Raw genomic sequence first — 21,711 nt, forward strand, 5'->3', positions numbered from 1 at the left:
CCTCAGAAAATGGGAACCTGCACGACTCGGCTCCATGGCAGATGTTTTCAACCGACCTGTTTTTTCGATCTGCTGGAAAGAATCGGGAAGCTTCCCACGGGCCGGGCGACGCGATAGGATCTGCGGCACAATTCTTGTGAGAGGTCTCCCGGGTCGAGCAGGCATCCGCGAAATGTGCCGTCGACTTTCCAACCTCGATCCGCCGCGTTGACATCAGAGATCGACCCCTGGCCAATCCGTGAAGGGCAGGATGCTCCCGCATGAGTGGACACGATTTGACGCATCATCTGATGGGGATCGTGAGCGATGCAACGTTGCGACAATTCGTCTACGAGCACATGGGCGAGTATTGCCACCAATGCCGCAACCGACTCAATAGCCTGAAATTGTGCATCTACCTGGCGAAACGCCAGGTCCCCCCGGCTTCCGCCACCGACCTGGGCGTCCTGGAAGATCGGTATGCGGTCCTGGAACGTTCCATCGACCTGATCCAGACACTCTGCCGGCCGATGTCGCTGTCGCTCGCCTCGCTCGGCCTCGACCTGCTGATCCAGGACCGGATGCCGCGCTGGATCGCTCGGGCCATCGATCTCGACGTGGATTTCGTCTGCGCCCCGCCAACCGAGCGGGCCGTGGCCCTGTTCGATCCCGATCGGCTGGGGCAGGCGTTGGACCTGCTCTGGGATTGGCGGATGCGGAGGATGGAGCCCGGGTCGACGGTCCAGTTCGGCTGGCGGGTGGAGTACGGCATCGCCTCGGTGAACTGGCATGAGCATCCGAACGGGTTCGCGTCCAGCCCGCCTCCCGCCGCCGAGACCGATGCGTGGGCCCTCCCGCTGATCACGCGCGTCATCGAAGCTCATGGCGGCAAGGCGACCCTGAGCGAGTCCGATGCCTGGCGACTGGACCTGGCCTGGCCGATCCAGGCGACCCCCTCACCGGCCTGATCCGATCCGCTCCTGAAGTCGATCTTCTCCCGAGGACACGACTCCCGACGGCGGGAGTCGGCCCGTGATCGGCTGCGTCAGGGCAGGGGATCGAGAGCGGGGGAAACGGGGCGGTCCATCCGTCCCGCCGCCGCATCGTCCCGTCCGTCTTGACCCGATCCCGATGAACATGTAACATCAATCGCGATGACGGGGCGTAGCGCAGCCTGGCTAGCGCGCCTGCCTTGGGAGCAGGAGGTCGCCAGTTCGAATCTGGTCGCCCCGATTGCCCGTCGCTCGCCTATTAATAGTCCTGCCCCGGGGCGATGGGGGCGGACTTCGTTTCACGGGAAACATCCGGGCGATCATTGCCCGATGCTCCCAACCTCTCCTTGAGCGAGTCTAGGATTTCGACGGTCTTGCTCGTGCCAAGCCGGTCGCATCCGATCTCGATGAATCGGACGGCCGCATCCAGGTCCCGCATCCCCCCGGCGGCCTTGAGCTTTACGTGTGCCGGGCTGTGGGCCCGCATCAGGATCAGGTCGGCCTCGGTCGCCCCGCCCGACCCGAAGCCGGTCGAGGTCTTGACGTAGTCCGCGCCGACCTCGCCGCAGATCCCGCAGAGGCGGGCTTTCTGGTCATCGTCGAGATAGCAGTTCTCGAAGATCACCTTGAGGATGGCCCCGGCCTCATGGGAGAGGTCTGCGATCGACCGGATCTCCCCGGCGAGATCGTCCCAGAGCCCGGCCCGGGCCCAACCGATGTTGATCACCATGTCCAGTTCGACCGCACCGTCCTGGATGGCGGTGCGGGCCTCGAACTGCTTCACCGCGGTCGCCTGGCCGCCGTGGGGGAACCCGATCACCGTGCCGACCTTGACCCGGCTCCCGTCCAGGACCCGGGCGGCCAAGGCGACGTCGGCAGGCTTGACGCAGACGCTGGCCACCGCGTATGCCTCGGCCGTCCGGCACCCGGCTTCGACCTCAGCCGGCGTGAGCGTCGGCAGCAGGAGGGCATGGTCGATCCGCCCGGCGATCAATTCATAGCTGAGATTCATGGTGGTGCTTCGATTCAGTCGCCGGGGAACAGGGTTTTCTGGACGGTGCGGAGCGACCGGCGGTGCCGCAGGGCCGGGCGTCGAGCGGCCAGGTTCGGCCGGAACATCATCAGCACGAGCAGCGGCAGGTAGAGGATGATCAGCGTCCCGCCGGCGTCGAGATACCAGAACTGGCTGGCGATCAGCACGGCCGCAGACAGCGAGATCAACTCGCCCAGGTTCTTCTCGGCAGGCCAGTAGGCCGTCCCGATCACGAGGAACAGGTAGGCGATCAGGACCGGCAGGCGGAAGCTCGGCTCGAATCCCGACCAGAAGCTCCCGGTCACCGGCGCGACGACGTTGGGAACCAGGCCGGCCTCCGCCAGGCTCCGGGCCCCGAGCGCCCGCGCCCAGGTCGCCAGGCTGGTCCATTCCATCCCGAGGAACCCGCAGAGCAGCACCACGCCCAGCCCGACCGAGGTGAATCGGAGAAGCCCTCGCTTGCGGTAGAAGCCGGCCCACAGCGGGATCAGGCCGAGGCACGCCGGCATCCACCCGGCCGCCAGGCCGATCAGGGCCCCGACCAGCGCGGGGCGTTGGTAGAAGACCAGGGCCATGACGATCAACGCGGCCGGGACGACTTGCCCCGTATCGACCAGCGCGAACCGGGAGTAGGGGAGCAGGAGATAGCACACCGCCGCGGCGAGCCCGGCGATCGGCCGGTCGAAGTGGCGCACCCCGACCAGGATCATCCCGGCCACCAGGGCCAGGTGGGCCAGGCAGGCCAGGACCCGTTGTAGGACCACCGGCCTCGGCTTTTCCACCAGCGAGCGGGGCAGGGGGGCGATCTGGATCATGGTCTCGACCGTCTCGTCGACGACGGTCGAGTCGAAATGCGGGGGGTCGGCCCGCTGCCCCGCCGACGAATCGGCGGGATTCCGCTTGGCCCCTTCGCCCACGGGCAGGCTCACCGTCTCGGCGATGAACAGGCCGACCACGCCGATCACCAGGCACGCCAGCCCGGGGGCGTTGAGGTTGGGCTCCAGCAACGGCCGGCGGCTCAGCCCGAGGTCGACGAAACATCGGACCAGCCAGAGCATCGACCCGAGGAAGAGCAGCACGAAGGCCCAGAGCGAGGACGCCGATCGGTGCCCCACCAGGAGTTGCATGCCCGGGGCCATCGCGAAGATCAGGCAAAGGTCGAGGTTGCGCACGCTCCAGAAACGGCTGAACTTGAAGAACAAGGTCATGCAAGACAGGAACGTCATGAAGAGCCAGATTTCCGGTCCAACCCCGAGGTCGGCCACCAGCGAACCACTCACTTCGTCCTCGCGATCACGGGTGGGATGGGGTGGAGGGCCTTCGGAACGGCAAGGGCGGGCCGGACGGGCGCCGCTCACCTCGGGACACGGACGCCGATGCTCGGCCGAATGAATCGGTTCGCCGCGACCCGGGGGGTCACTCGGCGACGAAGGGTAGGGGGGCTCCGGTCATCTGGCTGAGAGCATTGAGGGCGGCCCTCTGCTCCGCGTCCTTCTTGTTCTTGCCCCAGGCCGGGGGGAACGCATGGCGGCCGACCTGGGCGGCTACCTTGAAGCACTTCGAGTGATCGGGGCCCTTCTCGTCCAGGAGCAGGTAGGTCGGGGTCTCCCCGAACTGCCTCTGGGCGAGCTGCTGGAGGTTGCTCTTGTAGTTGTTGCCCATGTGCCCGCCGACGGTCTCGTCGATCTCGGACTCGATGTGCTTGAGGATGAACTGGCGTGCGGCCTCCATCCCCCCGTCGAGATAGATCGCGCCGACCAGGCTCTCGAACACATCGGCCAGGACCGACGGGGGCGTCTTCTCCTGCGAGCCCATCCCCTTGCCGAGGATCAGGAAGCCGTCGAAGCCGAGGCGCTCGGAGATCTTGGCGCAGGTCTGGCGGGACACCACGACGGATTTGATCCGCGTCAGCTCCCCTTCGAGATACTCGGGGAACTTGAGATAGAGGATCTCGCAGACGATGGCACCCAGGATGGAATCGCCCAGGAATTCGAGGCGCTCGTTGGAGGCCAGCCTGTGATCGGCACCCGACGCATGCGTGAGCGCCGAGCGGAGGAACGACGGATCCCGGAACTTGTAGCCCAGGACCTCCTCGCAGTGGGCGAAGACGGTTCGGTCGTCGATGTGGACCGGGTCGTTCATCTTGATGCCAACGGGTTCGCGGCCGGAATTCTTGACGATCCGATCGAGGCTAATCCCCCCGTCTCCCCCTGTCAATCGCGGGCCCGCGGCGTCCGCCCGGATCGGCCCATTACGACAGATTTCGGGCCCGCGGCGGATTGCCATCCGCTCGTGCTCGGGGATACAGTGAGGACAGGGCGCCCGGAGTCGTCGCGAGCAGGAGGTCGGGAAGGATGTCTCGCTTCATGCAACGGATCGGCGGACGTTCGGCCCCGTGGTGGACGGCGGCCCTCCTGGCCACTTGCGTGACCATCGGGCCCGCCCCGGCCAACGGCCAGGCCAAGTCCGGGCCGACCGGATCGAACGCCTGGATCAGCTCGGGCACCGGCCCGGGAAGCTCCTGGATCAGCGGATCGGCCGGATCAAGCCAGGGCGGGGGCGGAGGGATCGTTGTCGGCGGAGGGTTCGGCGGCGTCGGCGCCGTGGGGTCGGGCCCGAACCACATCGATTACAACCCGCCGATCATCGTCGGCTACGGACCGTACGGCCCGATCTTCTATGCCAGCCCGATCATCGTGGTCGGGCCGGGCGGTTCGGCGCCGGTGGCCTCGCCCCTGATCCCGCCCGAGCCCCCCGCGGCCTTCGGCGGGGGAGGGGGCGGGATGATGTTGCCGGTGCCCCCCAAGGAAGCGGCCCCGGCCCGACCTCCTGCGCGACGTTCCAACCCGGCGCGGGCCCGTGAGCATGTCGAGATCGGCGATCGCTCGTTCCGGGGCGACAACACCAAGCGCGCCGAGGACCGGTATCGCCTGGCCCAGAAGGCCGACCCGGGATCCGCCACTCCCCTGGTTCGACTGGCCCAGGTGGCCCTGGTCCGCGGCCGCTACGCCGATGCCGCGCGATTCCTCCGCGAGGCCGTCGCCGCCGAGCCGGGCTTCCTGCTGAACGCCCCCGACATCCAGACCCTGTTCGCCGAGCCAGGGGATTTCGCCCGGGAGCTGGCCGCGTTGGAAACCCACCTCCAGACCCAGCCCGGAGACCGCGACGCCTGGTTCGTCCTGGGGGCCGAGTGGTACCTCTCGGGCCGGACCCAGAAGGCGGCCGACGCGTTCCGGAGGCTGACCGATCGGAAGCCCGACCTGGCGCTCGCCGCCTTCCTGGATGCCACGTCGCCCCGGCTCACCGAGGCGGCCCCCCAATGATCCCGGATGGCCCGACCCGATGAGCGCCCCCGGCCGGTACTATGCGGCGGCCTGCCAGACCGACCGGCCCTGCCTCCGCGATCGCTCCGAGATCCCCGGCCGGGTCGATGACCTGCTCGCCATGGTCGACAACGCCGTGGTGGGGTACGGCCCGTTCTTCGACGTCCGGCTGGTGGTCTTCCCCGAGTTCGCCCACACGGCGCCGATCTACCCGACCCTCGACGAGATCCGCGACCGCCTGGCGGTGCCGATCCCCAACGAGTTCACCGATCGGTATCGCCGCAAGGCACGGCAGCACGGGGTGTTCATCCAGACCGGGACGTTCCTGGAGGTCGACCCGGCCTGGCCCGGCGCGGTCTTCAACACGACCTGCCTGATCGGGCCGGACGGGCTCCTCTCGCGCTACCGCAAGGTTTACCCCTGGCTCCCCTGGGAACTGCACACGAGCCCCCACGACCTGCCGGGCTACGAGGATCCGATGTTCCCGGTCGTCGAGACCGAGATCGGCCGCCTGGGCGCCGCGATCTGCTACGACTGGCTGTTCCCGGAGGCGATCCGGGCCCTGGCCCAGGCCGGGGCGGAGGTCCTGCTCCGGGTGTCGGCGTACATGGATCCCTGGGGCGCCACGCCCCCGATGGACTGGTGGACCCTGTTCAATCGGGCCCGGGCCGTCGAGAATTTCGCCTACGTCGTGGCGGCCAATCAGGGGGCGAGCCTGGCCCACTACCCGCCGTTCTCCTGGCCGGGCGGGAGCATGATCGTCGACTTCGACGGCCGCATCCTGGCCCAGGCCGATCCCGGCCCAGGGGAGAAGATCGTGGTCGCGCCGATCGACCTGGCCGCCCTCCGGCAGGAGCGGGCCCGCCGGCGCGGCCACGCCTTCCTCGACCACCTGCGGACCGAGGCCAACCGCGGGACATTCTCCGCCCGTCCTCTCCCCGATCGAGGTTCGACGCCATGATGCGGTTTCGGGCGGCCTGGTTGTCCTGCCTCCTCGCCCTCCCGGCCTGCGGCAGCGCCGACGAGACGTCGGCCCCGGCCATACCGACCCCCCGGGGCCAGATCCCGCACGATCAGCTGAACGCGGTGATCGCCGCCCATTATCGCGGGCTCGGGGCGATGGAACGGTACGAGTACGCGGCGGGCATCGAGGCGTTCCGCGAGGTCCACCAGCGCGCACCGGGCTGGATCCCGGGCATGATCAACCTCGCCATCGCCCTCCTGAACGAGGGGGGCGAGGCCGCCCAGGAGGCCGACGACCCCGATCGGGCCCGGGCCGAAGGTCTGCCGAAGACCAACATGCAGCAGGCGCTCCGCCTCCTGGACGAAGTATTGAAGGAGCAGAAGGATCACCCCGCCGCATTGTACTGCAAGGGGATCATCCTCGAATTCGAGGGGCAGCTCGCGGAGGCCCACGCCCAGTTCGCCCGGGTCGCCGAGATCGATCCCGGCGACCCCAACGTCTGGCTCGAACTGGGCTCCACCCTGACCGACCCCGAGGACCCGACCCGGCTCGCCGGCCCGCCCCAGGCCGCGACCCTGATCGAGTACTACACCAAGGCCCTGGAACGGAACCCCTACCTCGTCCCGGCCCTGTTCAAGCTCCAGACGGCCTACAGCTGGTCCGGCGACCGCGAGGCCCGGGCGAAGGTTCTCGCGCTCTGGGACAAGCTCAACCCCAAGCGCAACGCCGCCGCGCCCGGCGACCTCGCCGCCCAGGTCTACGGCGAGATGGGCAAGTACGCCCGGATCATCAACCCGTTCGCCGTCCCGGAGCCTCCCCTGGCGAGCGACCCGCCGCCCCGCTTCGCGGCCCCCGAGCCGATCCAGATCACGCTCGACGAGGGGGACCGATGGTCCACGGCGGCGGACTTCCGCGGGGAGAAGGGGAAGCTCGGCTGGGCCCGCTCCCGGTTCGGGGCGGGCGTCGCCACCTTCGACGCCAACGGGGACGGCCGGCTCGACCTCTACCTGACCGCCGCCATCGTCGGGCCCAAGGGCCTGCGCGATGCCCTCCTGATCCGCCAGCCCGACGACCACTTCGTGGATGCGACCCGAGCGATGGGCCTGCCCGAGGATCGGGCCGGGATCGGGGTGGCCGCGGCCGACTTCGACGCCGATCGCCGGGTCGACCTGTTCCTTTTCGGCGTGGGGGATAATCGCCTGCTCCGGAACGCGGGAACAAAGTTCGAGGACGTGACCGAGAGGGCCCAAATCGATCGGACCTCCACCGTCAGCGTCGGCGCCCGCTGGCTCGACCTGGATCAGGATGGCGATCTCGACCTGTACGTCATCAACCACGCGCGGATGACGAATGGGGAAGGCGTCCCCCCGACCACACCCCTGGAGGGCGTGCCGAACGTGGCCTACCGCAACGATGGCCAGGCCGCACCGGTCGAGGGGCGACCCCAGGACAACTACGCCCCGCTCGCGGCGGCCACGCCGGACCTCCCGGCGACCCAGGGCCTCTCGATCGCCTTCTCCACCGCATGGCCGGGCGCCTCGGTCCTGGGCGGGGGGGACCACCCGTATACGGCGATCGCGGCGCTCGACATCGATGAGGATCGCGACATCGACCTCGTGCTCGCCTCCGATTTCCAGCCGCTCCGGGTCCTCTACAACGATCGGATCGGCACGTTCCACGAAGGCCCGCTGCCCGGCGTGAAGGTCGACGGCCGCATCAACGGCCTGCTCTCCGCCGACCTCGACAAGGATGGCCGGGTCGACCTGTTCGTGACCGCTGCAGGGCGGACCACGGGCTGGCGAAATCCGCCGCCGGGTGCCCCCGGGTCGGCGCCTCCCGAATGGACCCCGCTCCCGATCGGAGCCCAGGGTTGGTTCATGGCCCAGGCGATCGACCTGGACTTCGACCAGTGGCCTGACCTGGTGGGATGCTACTCGAGGTCCTCGGGCCCTGGGATGGGCATGGGCACGGGACGTTCATCCGCCTTCCCCACGTGGTCGAGAAATCTCGGCCATAAGTTCGCCACTGGCCTCCTGGCCTTCGGGCCCGACGCGCCCGACGCGCCCGATCCCCGGACCCCCGCCATTCGCCTTCGACCCGACGATGGCCTACCGCCCATCGGGTTCGCCCTGGCCGACCTGGCCGGGGATGTGCTCCCCGACTTCCTGCTGATCCGCGACGGGGCGCCGCCGCGGATCTCCCGCAACCTGGGGAATGGGCAGCACTGGCTGGCGATCGACCTGGCCGGCCGGTGGAAGACCAGCTTCGACCAGATGCGGACCAACTCCCAGGGGATCGGGACCCGCCTGACCCTGGAAGGGCAGGGGATCCACGTCCCGTTCGACTACGCCACGACGGCCGCCGGCACGTCCCAGTCGGTCGGGCCGATCGTGCTCGGCCTCGGACCCCACACGTCGGTCCCGCTGCTCCGCGTCCGGTGGCCCGACGGGGTGATGCAGAGCGAGTTGAACGTGACGGCGGACAAGATCCTCTCGCTCAACGAGGTGAGCCGGAAGACCGGGAGTTGCCCGGTGCTTTTCACGTGGAACGGGACCCGGTTCGAATGCCTGGGCGACTTCCTCGGCGGCGGCGGGCTCGGCTACCTGGTGGCGCCCGGGGTCTACGGCCAGCCCGACCGGGATGAGTCGGTCGCGATCGCCCCCGGCCAGCTCGCGGCCGTCGACGGCGTGTACCGTCTGGCGGTGGTCGAGCCGATGGATGAGGTCGCCTACCTCGACCGGCTCCGCCTGGACGTTGTGGACTCCCCGCCCGGTGCGATGGTCCTCCTCGACGAGCGGTTCGCCCCCGAGGGGCCCCGGCCTTCGGGCGACCTGATCGTCGCCACGCGACGGATCGACCCGGCCCACGCCAGCGACCACAAGGGCCGCGATCAGACCGGGACGATCCGGGCCTGGGACCGCCGCACGGTGGATGGGTTCCGCAGGCGGTCCGGGTGGGTCGGCTATGCCGAGGATCACAGCCTGATCCTCGACTTCGGCGATCGCCTGTCCCGGCTCGATCCGAACGATCGCGTCACCCTCAGCCTGGCGGGATGGGTCGAGTACCCCTACTCCCAGACCAATTACGCCGCCGCGACGGCCGGCGTCACGCTCCGGCCGCCCACCCTGGAACGACGCCGCAAGGACGGGACCTGGGAGATGCTCGACCCCAGCCCCGGCTACCCGGCCGGCCTGCCGAGGCGGATGAGCGTCGACCTGACGGGGAAGGTCGCCGGTCCGTCGTGCGTCCTCCGGCTGTCGACCAACATGGAATGCTACTGGGACGAGGCCTTCGTGGCGGTCGGGCGGGACGGGGAGCCGCCGGTCCGGACGACCACGCTGCCGGTCGCGCGGGCCCGGCTGGGCGACAAGGGATATCTCAGGGAGGTTTCCCCCGATGGCCGCCTGCCCCTGGTCTACGACTACGACCACCCCGACCCGGCCCCGCTGGCCCGGATGTCAGGGGTCCTGACCCGCCACGGCGACGTGGCCGGGCTGCTGGCCGAGGATGACGACCAGTTCTGCACGGTTGGGCCGGGGGACGAGGTCCGGCTCGAATTCGACGGCCGGGGGCTGCCCGCGCTGGGCGAGGGGTGGACGCGCCAGTTCGTGCTCAAGGCCGTCGGCTATTGCAAGGACGCCGACCCGTTCACCGCCGCGAGCGACTCGGTCGGCCCATTGCCCTGGGAGAGGATGCCGCCGTTCCCGTTCAAGGAGGGGGAGGGCCGGCCTACCGATCCGGCCTATGAGGCGTATCTCCGGACGATGCAGACGAGGCCGGCGGGCTCGCGATGAACGGGCCGACGGCGTCCTGATCCTCGGCCGGCTCGATGTGGACCAGGACGTCCCGGATCGAAGGCACCCGCTCGATCACGCGATCCTTGACCGCGTGGGCGATCTCGTGCCCGGCCCGGACGGTCTGCTCGGGATCGACCTCGACGTGGATATCCACCAGGTATTCCAGCCCGACCTTCCGGACCCGGAGCTTCTCGACCCCCAGCACGCCCCGGGCGGCCATCGCCTCGTCGCGGACGTTGGACAGGACCGCCGGGGTGGCCTGGCGATCCATCAGGTCCTGGATGTTCCCCCAGAGCAGGCTGCCGCCGACCCAGGAGATCGCACCCGCCACCATCAGCGCGGCCGCATGGTCGGCCCAGGCCCAGTCCGGCCCGCCCCAGCGCGAGAGCCCCACCCCCGCCACGACGGCCACGCTCCCGAGCGCATCGAGGCGGTAATCCCACGCCGTGGCCAGGAGGGCCCCCGACCCGGTCCGCAGGGCGACGCTCCGGGCGTAGCGATACAGCCCCTCCTGGAACGCGATGCCCCCGATGGCGATGGCCAGGGTGTAGGCCTCCGGGATGCCTCGCGGTCGCCCCAGGCCATGATAGGCCTCGTAGGCGATCCCGGCCGCCAGTCCGATCAGGATCAGGGCGACCCCGGAACCGGCCACGGCTTCGAATCGCGCGTGCCCGTAGGGATGCTCGTGATCGGCGGGCCTCTGGGCGATCCAGAGGGCGCCGAACAGGGCGCCGGAGATCACGGCATCCACCAGCGAGTGGGCCGCGTCGGATATCAGCCCGAGCGAGTTGCCGTACCAGCCCCCGATCAGCTTGGCCACGCCGAGCCCGAGGCTGATCGCCACGCCCCAGATCGCCGCCTTCCTCGCCTCGCGATAGAGCGAAAGATTCGGGGAACGGACGCCCGGGGGCGTCGTCCGAGCTTCGGTCATCATGATCCATCCTCGCCCGTGCACTCCAACCGCCGCCGGCCGCCCGGTCGGATCATCGTCCCGGGCCCGCCCCGCCCGGCCTGGCACCGGCCGGCCGATTCGCGTCGGCGGCCGTCGGGGGCGGGGCGGCGGCCAGGGCCTCCCAGCGCGGGATCTCCGCCTTCAGGTAGGCGATCGTCGCCGGGGCCAGCTTCTTGTCCGGGTGGGGCATCATGCCGTCGAGCTGGATGGCCAGCTTGGCCTCGCGGACGGCGTCGGGGTACATCCCCAGGTCGGCGCTCGCTCGGGCTAGCTCGACCCGGAGGCCGGCGTTCGCCGGGTAGGTCATGACCGACCGGCGCATCGCCTTCACGATCGTCGACTTGAGCTGGAGCAACTGCATCGGGGTCGCGTCGGCGGGCAGGGCGGCGAGGATCTGCCGCGCGTACATCGCCTGGCGACGCCGGACGTCCAGGCTGTTGGGGTCGCGGTCGGGGGCCTCCAGCGCCTTGTCCAGCGAGAAAAGGATCCGCTCCCAGTACGGTTCCTTGCGGTTGGCCGCCTCCGGGGATCGCCAGAATCGAAATTCGAGATCCGCCAGCGCGAGCCACGGCTGCACGCTGTAGCGATCGAGCTGGAAGGCCCGCGTGTAGGCGTTGCGGGCCGCCTCGAACTGGGGCGGGTTGACGCTCATCAACGCATCGCCGGCCGCCAGCTCGGCCGTCGATCGCCAGAACGGGACGATCGCCCCGTAGAACGTCCCCGCCAGCGCGGCCCAGACGCAGGCCATCGCGACCCCCGCCCCGAGCCCGTCCGCTTCGCGGTGCCGCCCGCACGGCCGATCGTCCCGGAGGTTGAGCCCCAGCGCCATCGAGATCCAGAGCATGAGCGCCACCGTCGGGATGCCGATCCCGCCGGCGCCCAGCAGGTTGATCGTCATGGCCAGGGTCGCGACGCCGAGGCCCGCGGCCGGGATCGGTCGACGACGCCACAGGGGCGAGCCCAATCCGATGGCGACGACCCAGCCCAGCCCCAGGATCAGCCAGCGGCCGAGCAGCCCGACCTGGAATGGGTTGAGCCGGCCCATGAGCACCACACCCAGCCATCCCAGGCTCGCCGCGCCGATCAGCCAGCCCGCGTGGGCCGGGGCAGGGGCGGGGTCGGCGGCCTGCATCTCGTTCGAGTTGGCCGGATCCATCTCCCTCGGCGGGCCGAGCATCTCGCGGAGCCCCCAGCCGAGGGCGACGACGAGGGCCAGGGCCGCGACCAGGCCGGAGCAGGCCCAGACTTCGAGGATCAGGTTGTGCGGATCCTTGATCTCCTCGCTCGCCTCGGGACGCTTGTGGCCCAGGTAGGCCCCGCCGAAGTTGCCCGGCCCGACGCCGGTCCAGTAGGTCGCCGCCCTCCGCGACGGGACCGACTCCTCCCCGCCCGGGAGGATGGCGCCGGCCCCCGACGTGCCGAACCGGGGCCGGGCGTCGGTGATCAGGTCCCAGGTCGAGGCCCAGTATTCCAGGCGGTAGCGGAGGGACTTCGGCGACTCCGTCAAGACCTGGCGGTCGAGTTGCCCCGTGGCCACCCCGCCCGCGATCAGCCCGCCGGCCACCACCGCGAGGCCAAGGGCGGAGCCGATCAAAACCTTGCGGGAGACGACCGCTCGGGACCGCCAGGCCAGGACGAGGATCGCGACCATCAGGCCGACCTGGGCGCTCCGGCACTTGGTCCAGACCAGGCAGACCAGCAGGATCGACCCGGGGATCGCGGCGAGCGCCAGCGCCCCGGCCCTGGGCCCCTTGCCGTCGCGGCGGAGGTTATCCAGGGCCACCGCCAGGCCGAGCGCCAGGGGGCCGACCAGGTAGCCCGCCAGCGAGTTGGCCAGGGCGAAGGTCGAGAACGGCTCGTTGGAAAAGAGGATGCGCTGGCGAATCCCCTCCGCCGCCGGAGAGCCGGGCGCGATGCCCAGCGGGCCCAGGATCAGGTCGGGTCGGGCGAGGAACAGGGCCCGGAGCGCAGGGTATTCGAACGGGACCTGGTAGAGCCCATAAGCCGCCACCGACACGGCGGCCGCGACCGCGACCCCGGCCAGGGTCGCCGATTCGCCCCGGGTCCGGGGCAGGTTCCGGGCCATCAGGTACATGAGCCCCAGGGCACCCCACTCCCAGGCGAGGTTGATCGCCGCCCGGCGATCGGCCGCGACCGTGGTCGAGGCGCCGACCGCGAGCATCAGGACCAGGACCGCCCCATCGGCCCACGACCACCGGAGCCGGACGACCCCGGAGAGCAGGGCCGAGGCAACCGCGATCCCGGCGACGACCAGGACCAGGAAGACCCAGACCAGCCCGTCGCCCCGCTCGGCCGCCTCGCTCTCGGCGTAGGCGCGGGTCACGAACAGGAAGGCGAGCAGGCCGAGCGAGACCCTGCGGAGGATCTCCCCCAGGCGGGCCAGCCCCTCGTCCCCCCCGCCGTCGTCGTCAGGCCTCGGGTATTGCGACCGGGCCGGGGCCGGATGCGGCCTCCGCCCTCGGGGGGTGTTGACGTCTCGCCTCGCCATCGCGGTGCTCCGGCCTGATCGGTGATACTTCGAGGAGGGCCACGACCCCGAGCAGGCAAATCGTCTGGGCCACCACCACCCCGGCCCAGGCCGGCTGGAGCCGGGGGAGCAGCAGGGCGCCGAGGCCGCACGCCAGAGTGATCAGGTCAATCGTGAGGACCGCCCGGCGCGGCGTCAAGCCGCGGTCGACCAGGCGGTGCGAAAAGTGGCGCCGGTCCGCCTCGAACGGGCTCCGGCCCTCGCGGATCCGGATCAGGATCACCGAGGTCGTGTCGTAGAGCGGCACGGCCATCACCAGCAGGGGGGTCAGGACCCCATACGGCGAGAAGCCCTGCTCCGGCCGCGTGAACGTCCCGACCACCGTCAGGACGCCCAGCAGGAACCCGAGGAAGTTGCTCCCGGCATCCCCCATGAACAGGCGGGCCGGGTAGCGGTTGTGGGCCAGGAACCCGGCCAGCGCGCCCACCAGGATCAGCAGGACCGCCGGGACGAACAGGCTGGCCACCTCCAGCTGCGCGATGGCGAACAGCAGGGCCGCGATCAGACCGACCCCGGCCGCCAGCCCGTCCATGTTGTCCAGGAAGTTGAAGGCGTTGGTCAGCCCGACGATCCAGAGGATCGTGACCGCATACGAGATCGCGACGTGGTCGAACGGCCAAAACAGCGTGACGCGATGACCGGACGCGGCGACCACCGCGGACAGCGCGACCTGGACGCCGAACCGCAACTTCCACCCCAGCCCGACGCGGTCGTCGGCCAGCCCCATCGCCATGATGAGGGTGGCCAACCCCATCAGCGCCGCCATCGGGCCGATGCGGGATTGCAACCCGGGGAGGTGGAGCGCCAGGTCCGGCGGCAGAGCCAAACCGGCGCCCCCGACCGCCCATGCCCCGGCCCCGAGCATCAGGACGACCGTGAGCCAGATCGCCACCCCTCCGCCGAGCGGGGTGGGGCGTCGGTGGTTCTTCCGCCCGCCCGGTTTGTCCACCAGCCCGAAGCGGGGGGCGATCGACCGGGTGGCCGCGCAGAGGATCGCCGACAGGGCGGCCGAGGCGAGGACGAGCGCGAGGACGATCGGGACGCCGCTCACGGGTTCGCCTCGGGGTCGCGGCGGGCCGGGGGGTTGGCCCGCAGTTTCCGGTTGTTGTTCAGGGCCATCATCAAGGCGGCGCCCATGAGGAGGAGGACCGCCCCGGACGTGCCGAACAGGGTGGCCCACTCGACGGGCCGGTCGGGGGGCCAGGACGCGCGGGCCCCGCCCCGGAGGACCGCCCCGATCAGGAGCGGCCCGCCGAAGCTGGCCAGGGTCATCGCCCCGAGCAGGGCCCAGGGGAGGCGGGGCGTCTTCGGGGCGGCCATCAGCCCTTGGCCGCCGCTCGGGACAGCCGCCGCTCGGTGGCCTGGGTCTCCAGGGCGCGCCGGGTCGTGTCCAGCTCGGCCAAAATCGCCTCGCCGGCGGTGGCCACGGAGACCATGTGGGGGGCCTCGTCGGTCCGCCACTTCACCTCCAGGGTCCCTTCCTTCAGCCCGCGCTCGCCAATCACGACCCGCAGGGGGATCCCGATCAAGTCGGCGTCCTTGAACTTGAAGCCGGGGCGCTGGTCGCGGTCGTCGATCAGGACCTCGTAGCCGCCGTCGATCAGGGTCTTCTCCAGGGCGTCGGTCAGCTCGGAGACGGCGGTGTTCTGGGGCTGGAGCGGCACGATCAGGACGTGGTAGGGGGCCAGGTTGAGCGGCCAGATGATCCCGTTGGCGTCGTGCCCGGCCTCGACGGCCGCCGCGACGATCCGGTTCACGCCGATGCCGTAGCATCCCATGATGACCGGGACCTCGTGGCCGTGCTCGTCGGTGAACTGGGCGCCCATCGCCTTCGAGTACTTGGTGCCGAGCTTGAAGACGTGGCCGATCTCGATCCCCTGGTTGACGTCCATCGCCTCGCCGCAGCGGGGGCAGGGGTCGCCCTGGACCGCGTCGCGGAGGTCCACGACCTTGTCGAGCGGGAAGTCGCGCCCCGGGATCACGCCCTTCACGTGGACGTCGACGGCGTTCCCCCCGACGATGATCGAGGGCATGGCGGCCACCGAGCGGTCGACGACCAGGGGGATCTTCAGGTCGACCGGCCCCAGGAAGCCGATCGGGGCGCCGGTAGCCTTCTGAATCGCGGCGGCGTCGGCCGGCTCCAGGGTGGTGGCCCCGAAGGCGCGGCGCACCTTGGCCTCGTTGGCCTCGTGGTCGCCCCGGATCAGGGCGGCGACCGGGCGGCCGTCGGCCAGGAAGACCAGCAGCTTGCCGGTCTCGGCCTCGGCGACCTTGAGGAAGTCGCACACCTCGGCGATCGTGCGGCGGTTGGGGGTCTCGACCGGGGCAGGGGGGGGCGCGGCGGGGTCGGCCGCGGGCGGCTCCGCCTTGGAGTCCCCCACCTCGGCGCGCTCGCGGTTGGCGGCGTAGCCGCAGGCGTGGCACTGGATCACCACGTCTTCGCCGGTGGAGGAGGGGACCATGAACTCGTGCGAGCTGTCGCCGCCGATCGGCCCGCTTTCGGCCTCGACCACGGCGTAGGGGATGCCGCAGCGGTCGAAGATCCGGCAATACGCCTCATACATCGCGTCGTAGCTCTGGTTGAGCTGCTCGATGTTGGCGTCGAAGCTGTAGGCATCCTTCATCAGGAATTCGCGGGTGCGGAGGATGCCGAAGCGGGGCCGGGGCTCGTCGCGGAACTTGGTCTGGACCTGGTAGAGCGTGACCGGGAGCTGCTTGTACGACTTGATCAGGTCGCGGACGAGGTCGGTGATGACCTCCTCGTGGGTCGGCCCGAGGGCGTACGGCTGGCCGTTGCTGGTCTCCAGCTGCATCAGCAGGTCGCCGAACGTCTCGTAGCGGCCCGACTCCTTCCACAGCTCGATCGGCTGGAGGGCGGGCATCAGCAGTTCCTGGGCCCCGGCGGCGTCCATCTCCTCGCGGATCAGGCGGGCGACCTTGCTCAGGACCCGGTGGCCCAGGGGGAGGTAGGTGTAGGCGCCGGCGCCGAGCTGGCGGACCATCCCCGCGCGGATCAGGAGCTTGTGGCTCGGCGCGGTGGCATCGGCCGGGGATTCTTTCTGCGTGGGGATCAGGGCTTTCGACCAGCGCACGTTCGGCTCCTGCCGACAGATGATGGGGCACGGGGCGATCGGCGAACGATCCCGCTCGCGGCGTCTCCCGGGGAACCGGCACAGTCTATCAGATCGGGGACTCCGGGCGCAGGGCCAAGCTCGGGAATCGGCCCGATCGCGACGGCCCCGAGAATCCCGACGATCCTCGCCGCTCTTACGCCGGGCACGCAAGGACTTCCGTCGCGACGTTCGGGCCAATTCGCGCTCATTTCCCGCCCGCGTCGGACGACTATTTGTTGGTAGGATGGCCGATGGTCGGCGCCTTCGGGGCGTCCGCCCCGGCCTGCGTGGTCGGATTATTGCGGGTCACCGGTGACGAAGGCCGGAGGTCGGTCGCCCCCCGCATCGGGACGGGCGGCCGCCCCCTCGGGCCGCTGGGAGGTGAGACGGTGCTGTCAAGTGATGACCGGAGCAGACAGGCCCGACGCCGGCCTCGGCGGGCCTCGGTCGAGGCATTGGAAACGCGCCAGCTGATGGCCTATTCCCCGCTCGGCTATTCCCTGCCGGACCTCCGGGTCAGCGCCTACGCGGCGAAGACGGCCGCGTGGGGCGGCCCGCTGGCCATCCAGGTGCGGGTCAACAACATCGGCGCCAGTTCGATCGTCGAGCCGACGAACCTCGCCCCGGGCTCGACCAGTTCGGCCGATGCCCCGGCGACGTCGGTCGCCGTGTTCGCGTCGACCCGGCCGGGCGCCAAGGGGAAGGTGGTCAACCTGGGCTCGATCGCCATCCCGGCGACGCCTCAGAACAGCGAGAACGACGTGACCGGGCAGGTGACCCTACCGCAGCGGCCCGCCGGGTTCGCCGCCAACGGCCAGATCTACCTGACGCTGGTCGTCAACAACGACCGGTCGATCCTGGAGTCGAACTTCGCCAACAACGTGCGGAGGATCCAGGCGCCGGTGGACATCTCCAACCCGCTGCCGGACCTCAAGGTCGTGGCGCTGGACATCCCCGCCGCGCTCCAGCCGGGCGACGTGATCACGCCGACCATCCGGATCGGCAACTTCGGCAACGCCGACCCGGCGGCGCAGGGGCCGGTCAACGTGATCCTGGTCGCCTCGTTGAACGACACCTACGGGCCGGGCGACGCGGTGCTCGGGTCGTACACGATCAACAGCCTGCCCGCCCTGTCGCAGGTGCCGACCACGTCGTTCCTGTCCGGCGACGAGAACGTCACGCCGCCGGCCAACTACAACACGACGACGCTGGCCCCCCTGCAGTTGCCGACCACCCCGGGCAAGTACTTCATCGGGGTGATCATTGACCCCAACGACACGATCCAGGAGCGGAGCGAGACCTCGGCGGCGCTCCAGTTCCTCCAGAGGGTCGGGCCCCGGGTGCGCGGCCTGTCCGCGGCCAACAAGCTGGCGGACATCTCGGTCGGCAACGTGCCGGTGTTCCCGCAGCTCCCCTCGGCGATCTTCAACCCGGTCACCCCGGTCACCCCCGGGGGGGGCGGGTCGGACGGGGGAATCCCGATCCTGAGGCGGGTGATCCCGGTCTCGACCCTCGCCGTCTCGGCGAAGTCGGGCAAGGCCCGGGGCTGAGGCCCCGTCGCATCGCGGGACGTCCCGGGGGCCCGCCCCCCCGGGCCGTCCCTTGACCCTGGCGCGGAACACCCCCTACAATCGTGCCTCGCGTGCCGATCGCCGGTCGCGCCATCCATCCCGTCCCGCACCGATCGAAGCTCGCATGACCCGCCGATTCGTGAATCAGCTCGCCAACGGGGACTCGGTCGACGAGGTCTTCCTGGTCGCGGACAAGCAGCTCCGGGCCAACCGCCAGGGCAATCTCTACCTGCACCTCGAATTGCGGGACCGATCCGGGACCGTGGGGGCGCGGCTCTGGAACGCCACCGAGGGGATGTCCCGGACCTTCGAGTCGGGGGATTACCTCCGCGTCCGCGGCAAGACCCAGGTCTTCCAGGGGGCGTTGCAGATCATCCTCTCCCACATCGAGGGGGTGGGGGCCGACCACATCGAGCCCGAAGACTTCCTGCCCCAGAGCACGCAGAACACGGCGAAGCTCTCGTCGCGGCTGCGCGAGCTGCTGTTCGGCCTCCGCAACCCGCACCTGCGCGCCCTGGCCGAATGCTTCCTGATCGACGAGTCGTTCTTCCAGAAGTTCACCACGGCCCCGGCGGGGATCAAGAATCACCACGCCTATCAGTCCGGGCTGCTGGAGCACGTCGTCACGATGCTGACGGTGGCCGACCGGATCAGCGACCTTTATCCCGACGTGGACCGGGATTTGCTGCTCATGGGCATCTTCCTCCACGACGTCGGCAAGATCGAGGAGCTGAGCTACGACCGATCCTACGGATACACGGACGAAGGCCAGCTCGTCGGCCACCTGGTCATGGGCATCGAGATGCTCCGCGACAAGGTCGAGCAGACGGCGGATTTGACCGGCGAGCCGTTCCCGGCCGAGCTGCTGCTCCGGCTCAAGCACATGATCGTCAGCCATCACGGCACGCACGAATTCGGCAGCGTGAAGGTCCCGATGACGCCCGAGGCCATCGCGCTCCATTACCTGGACAACCTCGACGCCAAGATCCACGCCTACACCCGCGAGATCCGCGACGACCCGGTCAAGGATTCCACCTGGACCCCCTATCAGCCGAGCATGAATCGCCGCCTGTACAAGGGGGGGGCCGGTGGGGCCCCGGTCGACGCCTCCGAGGAATAGGCCGAAACCCCGATCCGGGCCCGCCCGGGAGGACCGAAGCATGGACGATCACGCGGCCCGCGTCCTGGCCCTGGTGGCGGAGGACGACTATGTGCCCCTGACCGTCAAGGGGATGGCCCGACGCTTCCGGATCGGCGAGGACGACTACCCCGACTTCCGCAACGCGGTCAAGCGCCTGATCCGCGGCGAGCGGCTGGAGCTGGGCAAGAACAAGACCATCCTGAAAGCGTCGGCGATCACGTCCGGCACGGTGACCGGCACGTTCCGCCGCTCGTCCAAGGGGTTCGGGTTCGTCCGCACCCCGCTGTCGCCCGCCAAGGCCGACCAGATCTTCATCCCGCCCGAGGCCGCCCGCGACGCGTCGACCGGCGACGAGGTGCTGGTCCGCATCGTCCGGAAGTCGAAGGGCCCGGGGTATAACCCCGAGGGCCGGGTCATCAAGGTCGTGTCCCGCGCCTCCGGCCTGTTCGTGGGCACCTACGAGGAGCGGGAGGGCACCGGCTACGTCGTGATCGACGGCACCACCTTCCACGGCGCGATCTCGGTGGGGGACCCCGGCGCCAAGGGGGCCCGCCCCGGCGACAAGGTCGCGATCGAGATCGCCCGCTACCCGACGCATGCCCACGAAGGGGAGGGGGTCATCACCGAGGTCTTCGGCCCCAGGGGCGAGCCCAAGGTCGAGACCGTCGCCATGATCCGGGCGCTCGGCATCCCCGACGTCTTCGACGACGACACCCTGCTGGACGCCCGCGAGCAGGCCAAGCGGTTCAACGAGGAGGACGTGGAGGGACGCCTGGACCTCCGCGACCGCTTCACCGTGACGATCGACCCGGCCACCGCCCGCGACTTCGACGACGCGATCACCCTGGAGCGGGACGAGAAGGGGTACTGGACCCTGGGGGTCCACATCGCCGACGTCTCCCACTTCGTCCGGCCCGGCTCGTCGCTCGACCAGACCGCCCGCAAGCGGGGGACCAGCGTCTACCTGCCCGACCGCGTGATCCCGATGTTGCCGGAGATCATCAGCAACAGCCTGGCCAGCCTCCAGGCCGGGCACACCCGCTACACCGTCTCGGCGTTCATGGAGTTCGACCCGGACGGGATCCGGACCTCCACCAGCTTCGCCCGGTCGGCGATCCGGGTCGACCACCGATTCGCCTACGAGCAGGTGTTCGAGGCCCTGGAGAAGCCCGAGGTCGCCGCCGAGCTGTCCCCCGAACTCCGCGACATGATCGCGAAGATGCACCAGCTGGCGATGATCCTCCGCAAGCGTCGGTTCGCCCGGGGGGCGCTGGAGCTGAACATGCCCGAGGTCGAGATCGACCTCGGCGATCAGGGGGAGGTCGTCGGCGCCCACCTGGCCTCGCACGACGTCAGCCACCAGATCATCGAGGAGTTCATGCTGGCGGCCAACGAGGCCACCGCCTCCCGGCTGACCGAGGCCCGGGCCGGATTCCTCCGCCGGGTCCACGCCGACCCCGAGCCGAGGAAGCTCAAGGAGTTTGCCGAGTTCGCCCGCAGCCTGGGCATCGACATCGACGACGCCTTCAGCCGCTTCGAACTCCAGCGCGTCCTGGCCGACTCGGCCGACCAGCCCGAGGCCCACGCCGTCCACTTCGGCCTCCTGCGCAGCCTGAAGCAGGCGGTCTACTCGCCCGAGCAGGAAGGGCACTACGCCCTGGCCAGCGAGGATTACTGCCACTTCACCTCGCCGATCCGCCGCTATCCCGACCTCCAGGTCCACCGCCAGCTCACGGCCCTGCTCGCCGGCCAGAGGCCCCGGTCCGACGCCGAGGAACTCGCGGCCCTGGCCGAGCACTGCACCAAGACCGAGCGCCGGGCCGAGCTGGCCGAGCGCGAGCTGATCAAGATCAAGCTGCTGACCTTCCTCCAGACCAAGATCGGCGAGACGTACCACGCGGTGATCGTGGCGGTCGAGGATTTCGGCTTCTTCTGCCGCCTGGTCGAGCTGCCCGCCGAGGGGCTGGTCCACGTCACCGGCCTGGCGGACGACCACTATTACCTCGAAGGGGCCACCCACACCCTGATCGGTCGCCGGGGCGGCCGGAAGTTCCGCCTCGGGGATCGGATCGAGGTGCGGATCCTCCGGGCCGACGTCGCCCGCCGGGAACTCGACCTGGGGCTGGCCGAGATCCCGCACGCGGTCGCGGCCGGATCCCTGAGGGATGAACCCCAGCCCCGGCCGCCCCGCCGTGCCGCACGCCCCTCCGCATCCCCATCGGGGCGGAAGGGCAAGGCCCCCCGGACGACCAAGAAGCCGACCAAGGCGAAGCGCCGCAAGCGGTCCTGACCCCCGGC

At 70.1% G+C, this 21,711-nt stretch carries 15 protein-coding genes and 1 tRNA gene; 8 read left to right on the plus strand and 8 right to left on the minus strand.

Translation table 11 applies throughout. The features are described 5' to 3' along the window. Nucleotides 1–260 precede the first annotated feature (260 nt). Entirely contained in the window at nt 261–947 is a 687-nt protein-coding gene (locus tag TA3x_RS05895) for a hypothetical protein (RefSeq protein WP_435019223.1), read from the plus strand. Between the two features lie 190 nt (nt 948–1,137). Further along, nucleotides 1,138–1,212 (plus strand) — tRNA-Pro (locus TA3x_RS05900). An 18-nt stretch (nt 1,213–1,230) separates the two neighbouring features. Here the strand turns inward: TA3x_RS05900 and deoC are convergent. The 3 genes from deoC to rnc form a co-directional block, all read right to left on the minus strand. Next, nucleotides 1,231–1,983: a deoxyribose-phosphate aldolase gene (deoC, locus tag TA3x_RS05905; RefSeq protein ID WP_435019225.1), complete on the minus strand. Its 753-nt coding sequence runs from the start codon at nt 1,981–1,983 to the stop codon at nt 1,231–1,233. 14 nt (nt 1,984–1,997) lie between these two features. Next, entirely contained in the window at nt 1,998–3,284 is a 1,287-nt protein-coding gene (locus TA3x_RS05910) for a hypothetical protein (protein WP_435019227.1), read from the minus strand. A 136-nt stretch (nt 3,285–3,420) separates the two neighbouring features. After that, the gene (gene rnc / locus TA3x_RS05915; protein ID WP_435019229.1) at nt 3,421–4,146 is read right to left on the minus strand and encodes a ribonuclease III; all 726 of its coding nucleotides are present in this window, start codon (nt 4,144–4,146) and stop codon (nt 3,421–3,423) included. Nucleotides 4,147–4,370: 224 nt separating this feature from the next. On the opposite strand from rnc, the gene TA3x_RS05920 reads away from it, so the two are divergent. The 3 genes from TA3x_RS05920 to TA3x_RS05930 are packed head-to-tail and all read left to right on the plus strand — an operon-like array spanning nt 4,371 to nt 10,085. Continuing rightward, nucleotides 4,371–5,327: a tetratricopeptide repeat protein gene (locus TA3x_RS05920; RefSeq protein ID WP_435019231.1), complete on the plus strand. Its 957-nt coding sequence runs from the start codon at nt 4,371–4,373 to the stop codon at nt 5,325–5,327. Between the two features lie 19 nt (nt 5,328–5,346). Beyond that, complete coding sequence (locus TA3x_RS05925; protein WP_435019233.1) at nt 5,347–6,288, plus strand: nitrilase-related carbon-nitrogen hydrolase; 942 nt, start codon at nt 5,347–5,349, stop codon at nt 6,286–6,288. Then, on the plus strand, nt 6,285–10,085 hold the full coding sequence (locus TA3x_RS05930; protein WP_435019235.1) for an FG-GAP-like repeat-containing protein: 3,801 nt from the start codon (nt 6,285–6,287) through the stop codon (nt 10,083–10,085). Before TA3x_RS05925 ends, TA3x_RS05930 begins: the two co-directional genes overlap by 4 nt. On the opposite strand, the gene TA3x_RS05935 is transcribed toward TA3x_RS05930, so the two are convergent. From TA3x_RS05935 to TA3x_RS05955, 5 genes are read right to left on the minus strand one after another with little or no spacing between them, the layout of a single operon-like run. Beyond that, the gene (locus tag TA3x_RS05935; RefSeq protein WP_435019237.1) at nt 10,021–11,022 is read right to left on the minus strand and encodes a cation diffusion facilitator family transporter; all 1,002 of its coding nucleotides are present in this window, start codon (nt 11,020–11,022) and stop codon (nt 10,021–10,023) included. The genes TA3x_RS05930 and TA3x_RS05935 overlap by 65 nt on opposite strands. Before the next feature lie 49 nt (nt 11,023–11,071). Next, on the minus strand, nt 11,072–13,549 hold the full coding sequence (locus tag TA3x_RS05940; protein WP_435019239.1) for an O-antigen ligase family protein: 2,478 nt from the start codon (nt 13,547–13,549) through the stop codon (nt 11,072–11,074). After that, nucleotides 13,470–14,639: an MraY family glycosyltransferase gene (locus tag TA3x_RS05945; RefSeq protein ID WP_435019241.1), complete on the minus strand. Its 1,170-nt coding sequence runs from the start codon at nt 14,637–14,639 to the stop codon at nt 13,470–13,472. The genes TA3x_RS05940 and TA3x_RS05945 overlap by 80 nt, the downstream gene beginning before the upstream one ends. After that, complete coding sequence (locus tag TA3x_RS05950) at nt 14,636–14,908, minus strand: hypothetical protein (protein WP_435019243.1); 273 nt, start codon at nt 14,906–14,908, stop codon at nt 14,636–14,638. The genes TA3x_RS05945 and TA3x_RS05950 overlap by 4 nt, the downstream gene beginning before the upstream one ends. After that, nucleotides 14,908–16,680 (minus strand): proline--tRNA ligase, encoded by a 1,773-nt coding sequence (locus TA3x_RS05955; RefSeq protein WP_435019245.1) that lies wholly within the window; start codon nt 16,678–16,680, stop codon nt 14,908–14,910. Before TA3x_RS05955 ends, TA3x_RS05950 begins: the two co-directional genes overlap by 1 nt. A gap of 494 nt (nt 16,681–17,174) precedes the next feature. Between TA3x_RS05955 and TA3x_RS05960 the strand changes: the two genes are divergently transcribed. From TA3x_RS05960 to rnr, 3 genes are all read left to right on the plus strand, one after another. Then, the gene (locus TA3x_RS05960) at nt 17,175–18,251 is read left to right on the plus strand and encodes a hypothetical protein (protein ID WP_435019247.1); all 1,077 of its coding nucleotides are present in this window, start codon (nt 17,175–17,177) and stop codon (nt 18,249–18,251) included. Between the two features lie 145 nt (nt 18,252–18,396). Then, complete coding sequence (locus TA3x_RS05965) at nt 18,397–19,392, plus strand: 3'-5' exoribonuclease YhaM family protein (protein ID WP_435019249.1); 996 nt, start codon at nt 18,397–18,399, stop codon at nt 19,390–19,392. Nucleotides 19,393–19,432: 40 nt separating this feature from the next. Further along, on the plus strand, nt 19,433–21,703 hold the full coding sequence (gene rnr / locus TA3x_RS05970; RefSeq protein ID WP_435019250.1) for a ribonuclease R: 2,271 nt from the start codon (nt 19,433–19,435) through the stop codon (nt 21,701–21,703). The last annotated feature ends 8 nt before the right edge of the window (nt 21,704–21,711 follow it).

The sequence above is a fragment of the Tundrisphaera macrotermitis genome (assembly GCF_051175315.1).
Lineage (GTDB): Bacteria > Planctomycetota > Planctomycetia > Isosphaerales > Isosphaeraceae > Tundrisphaera.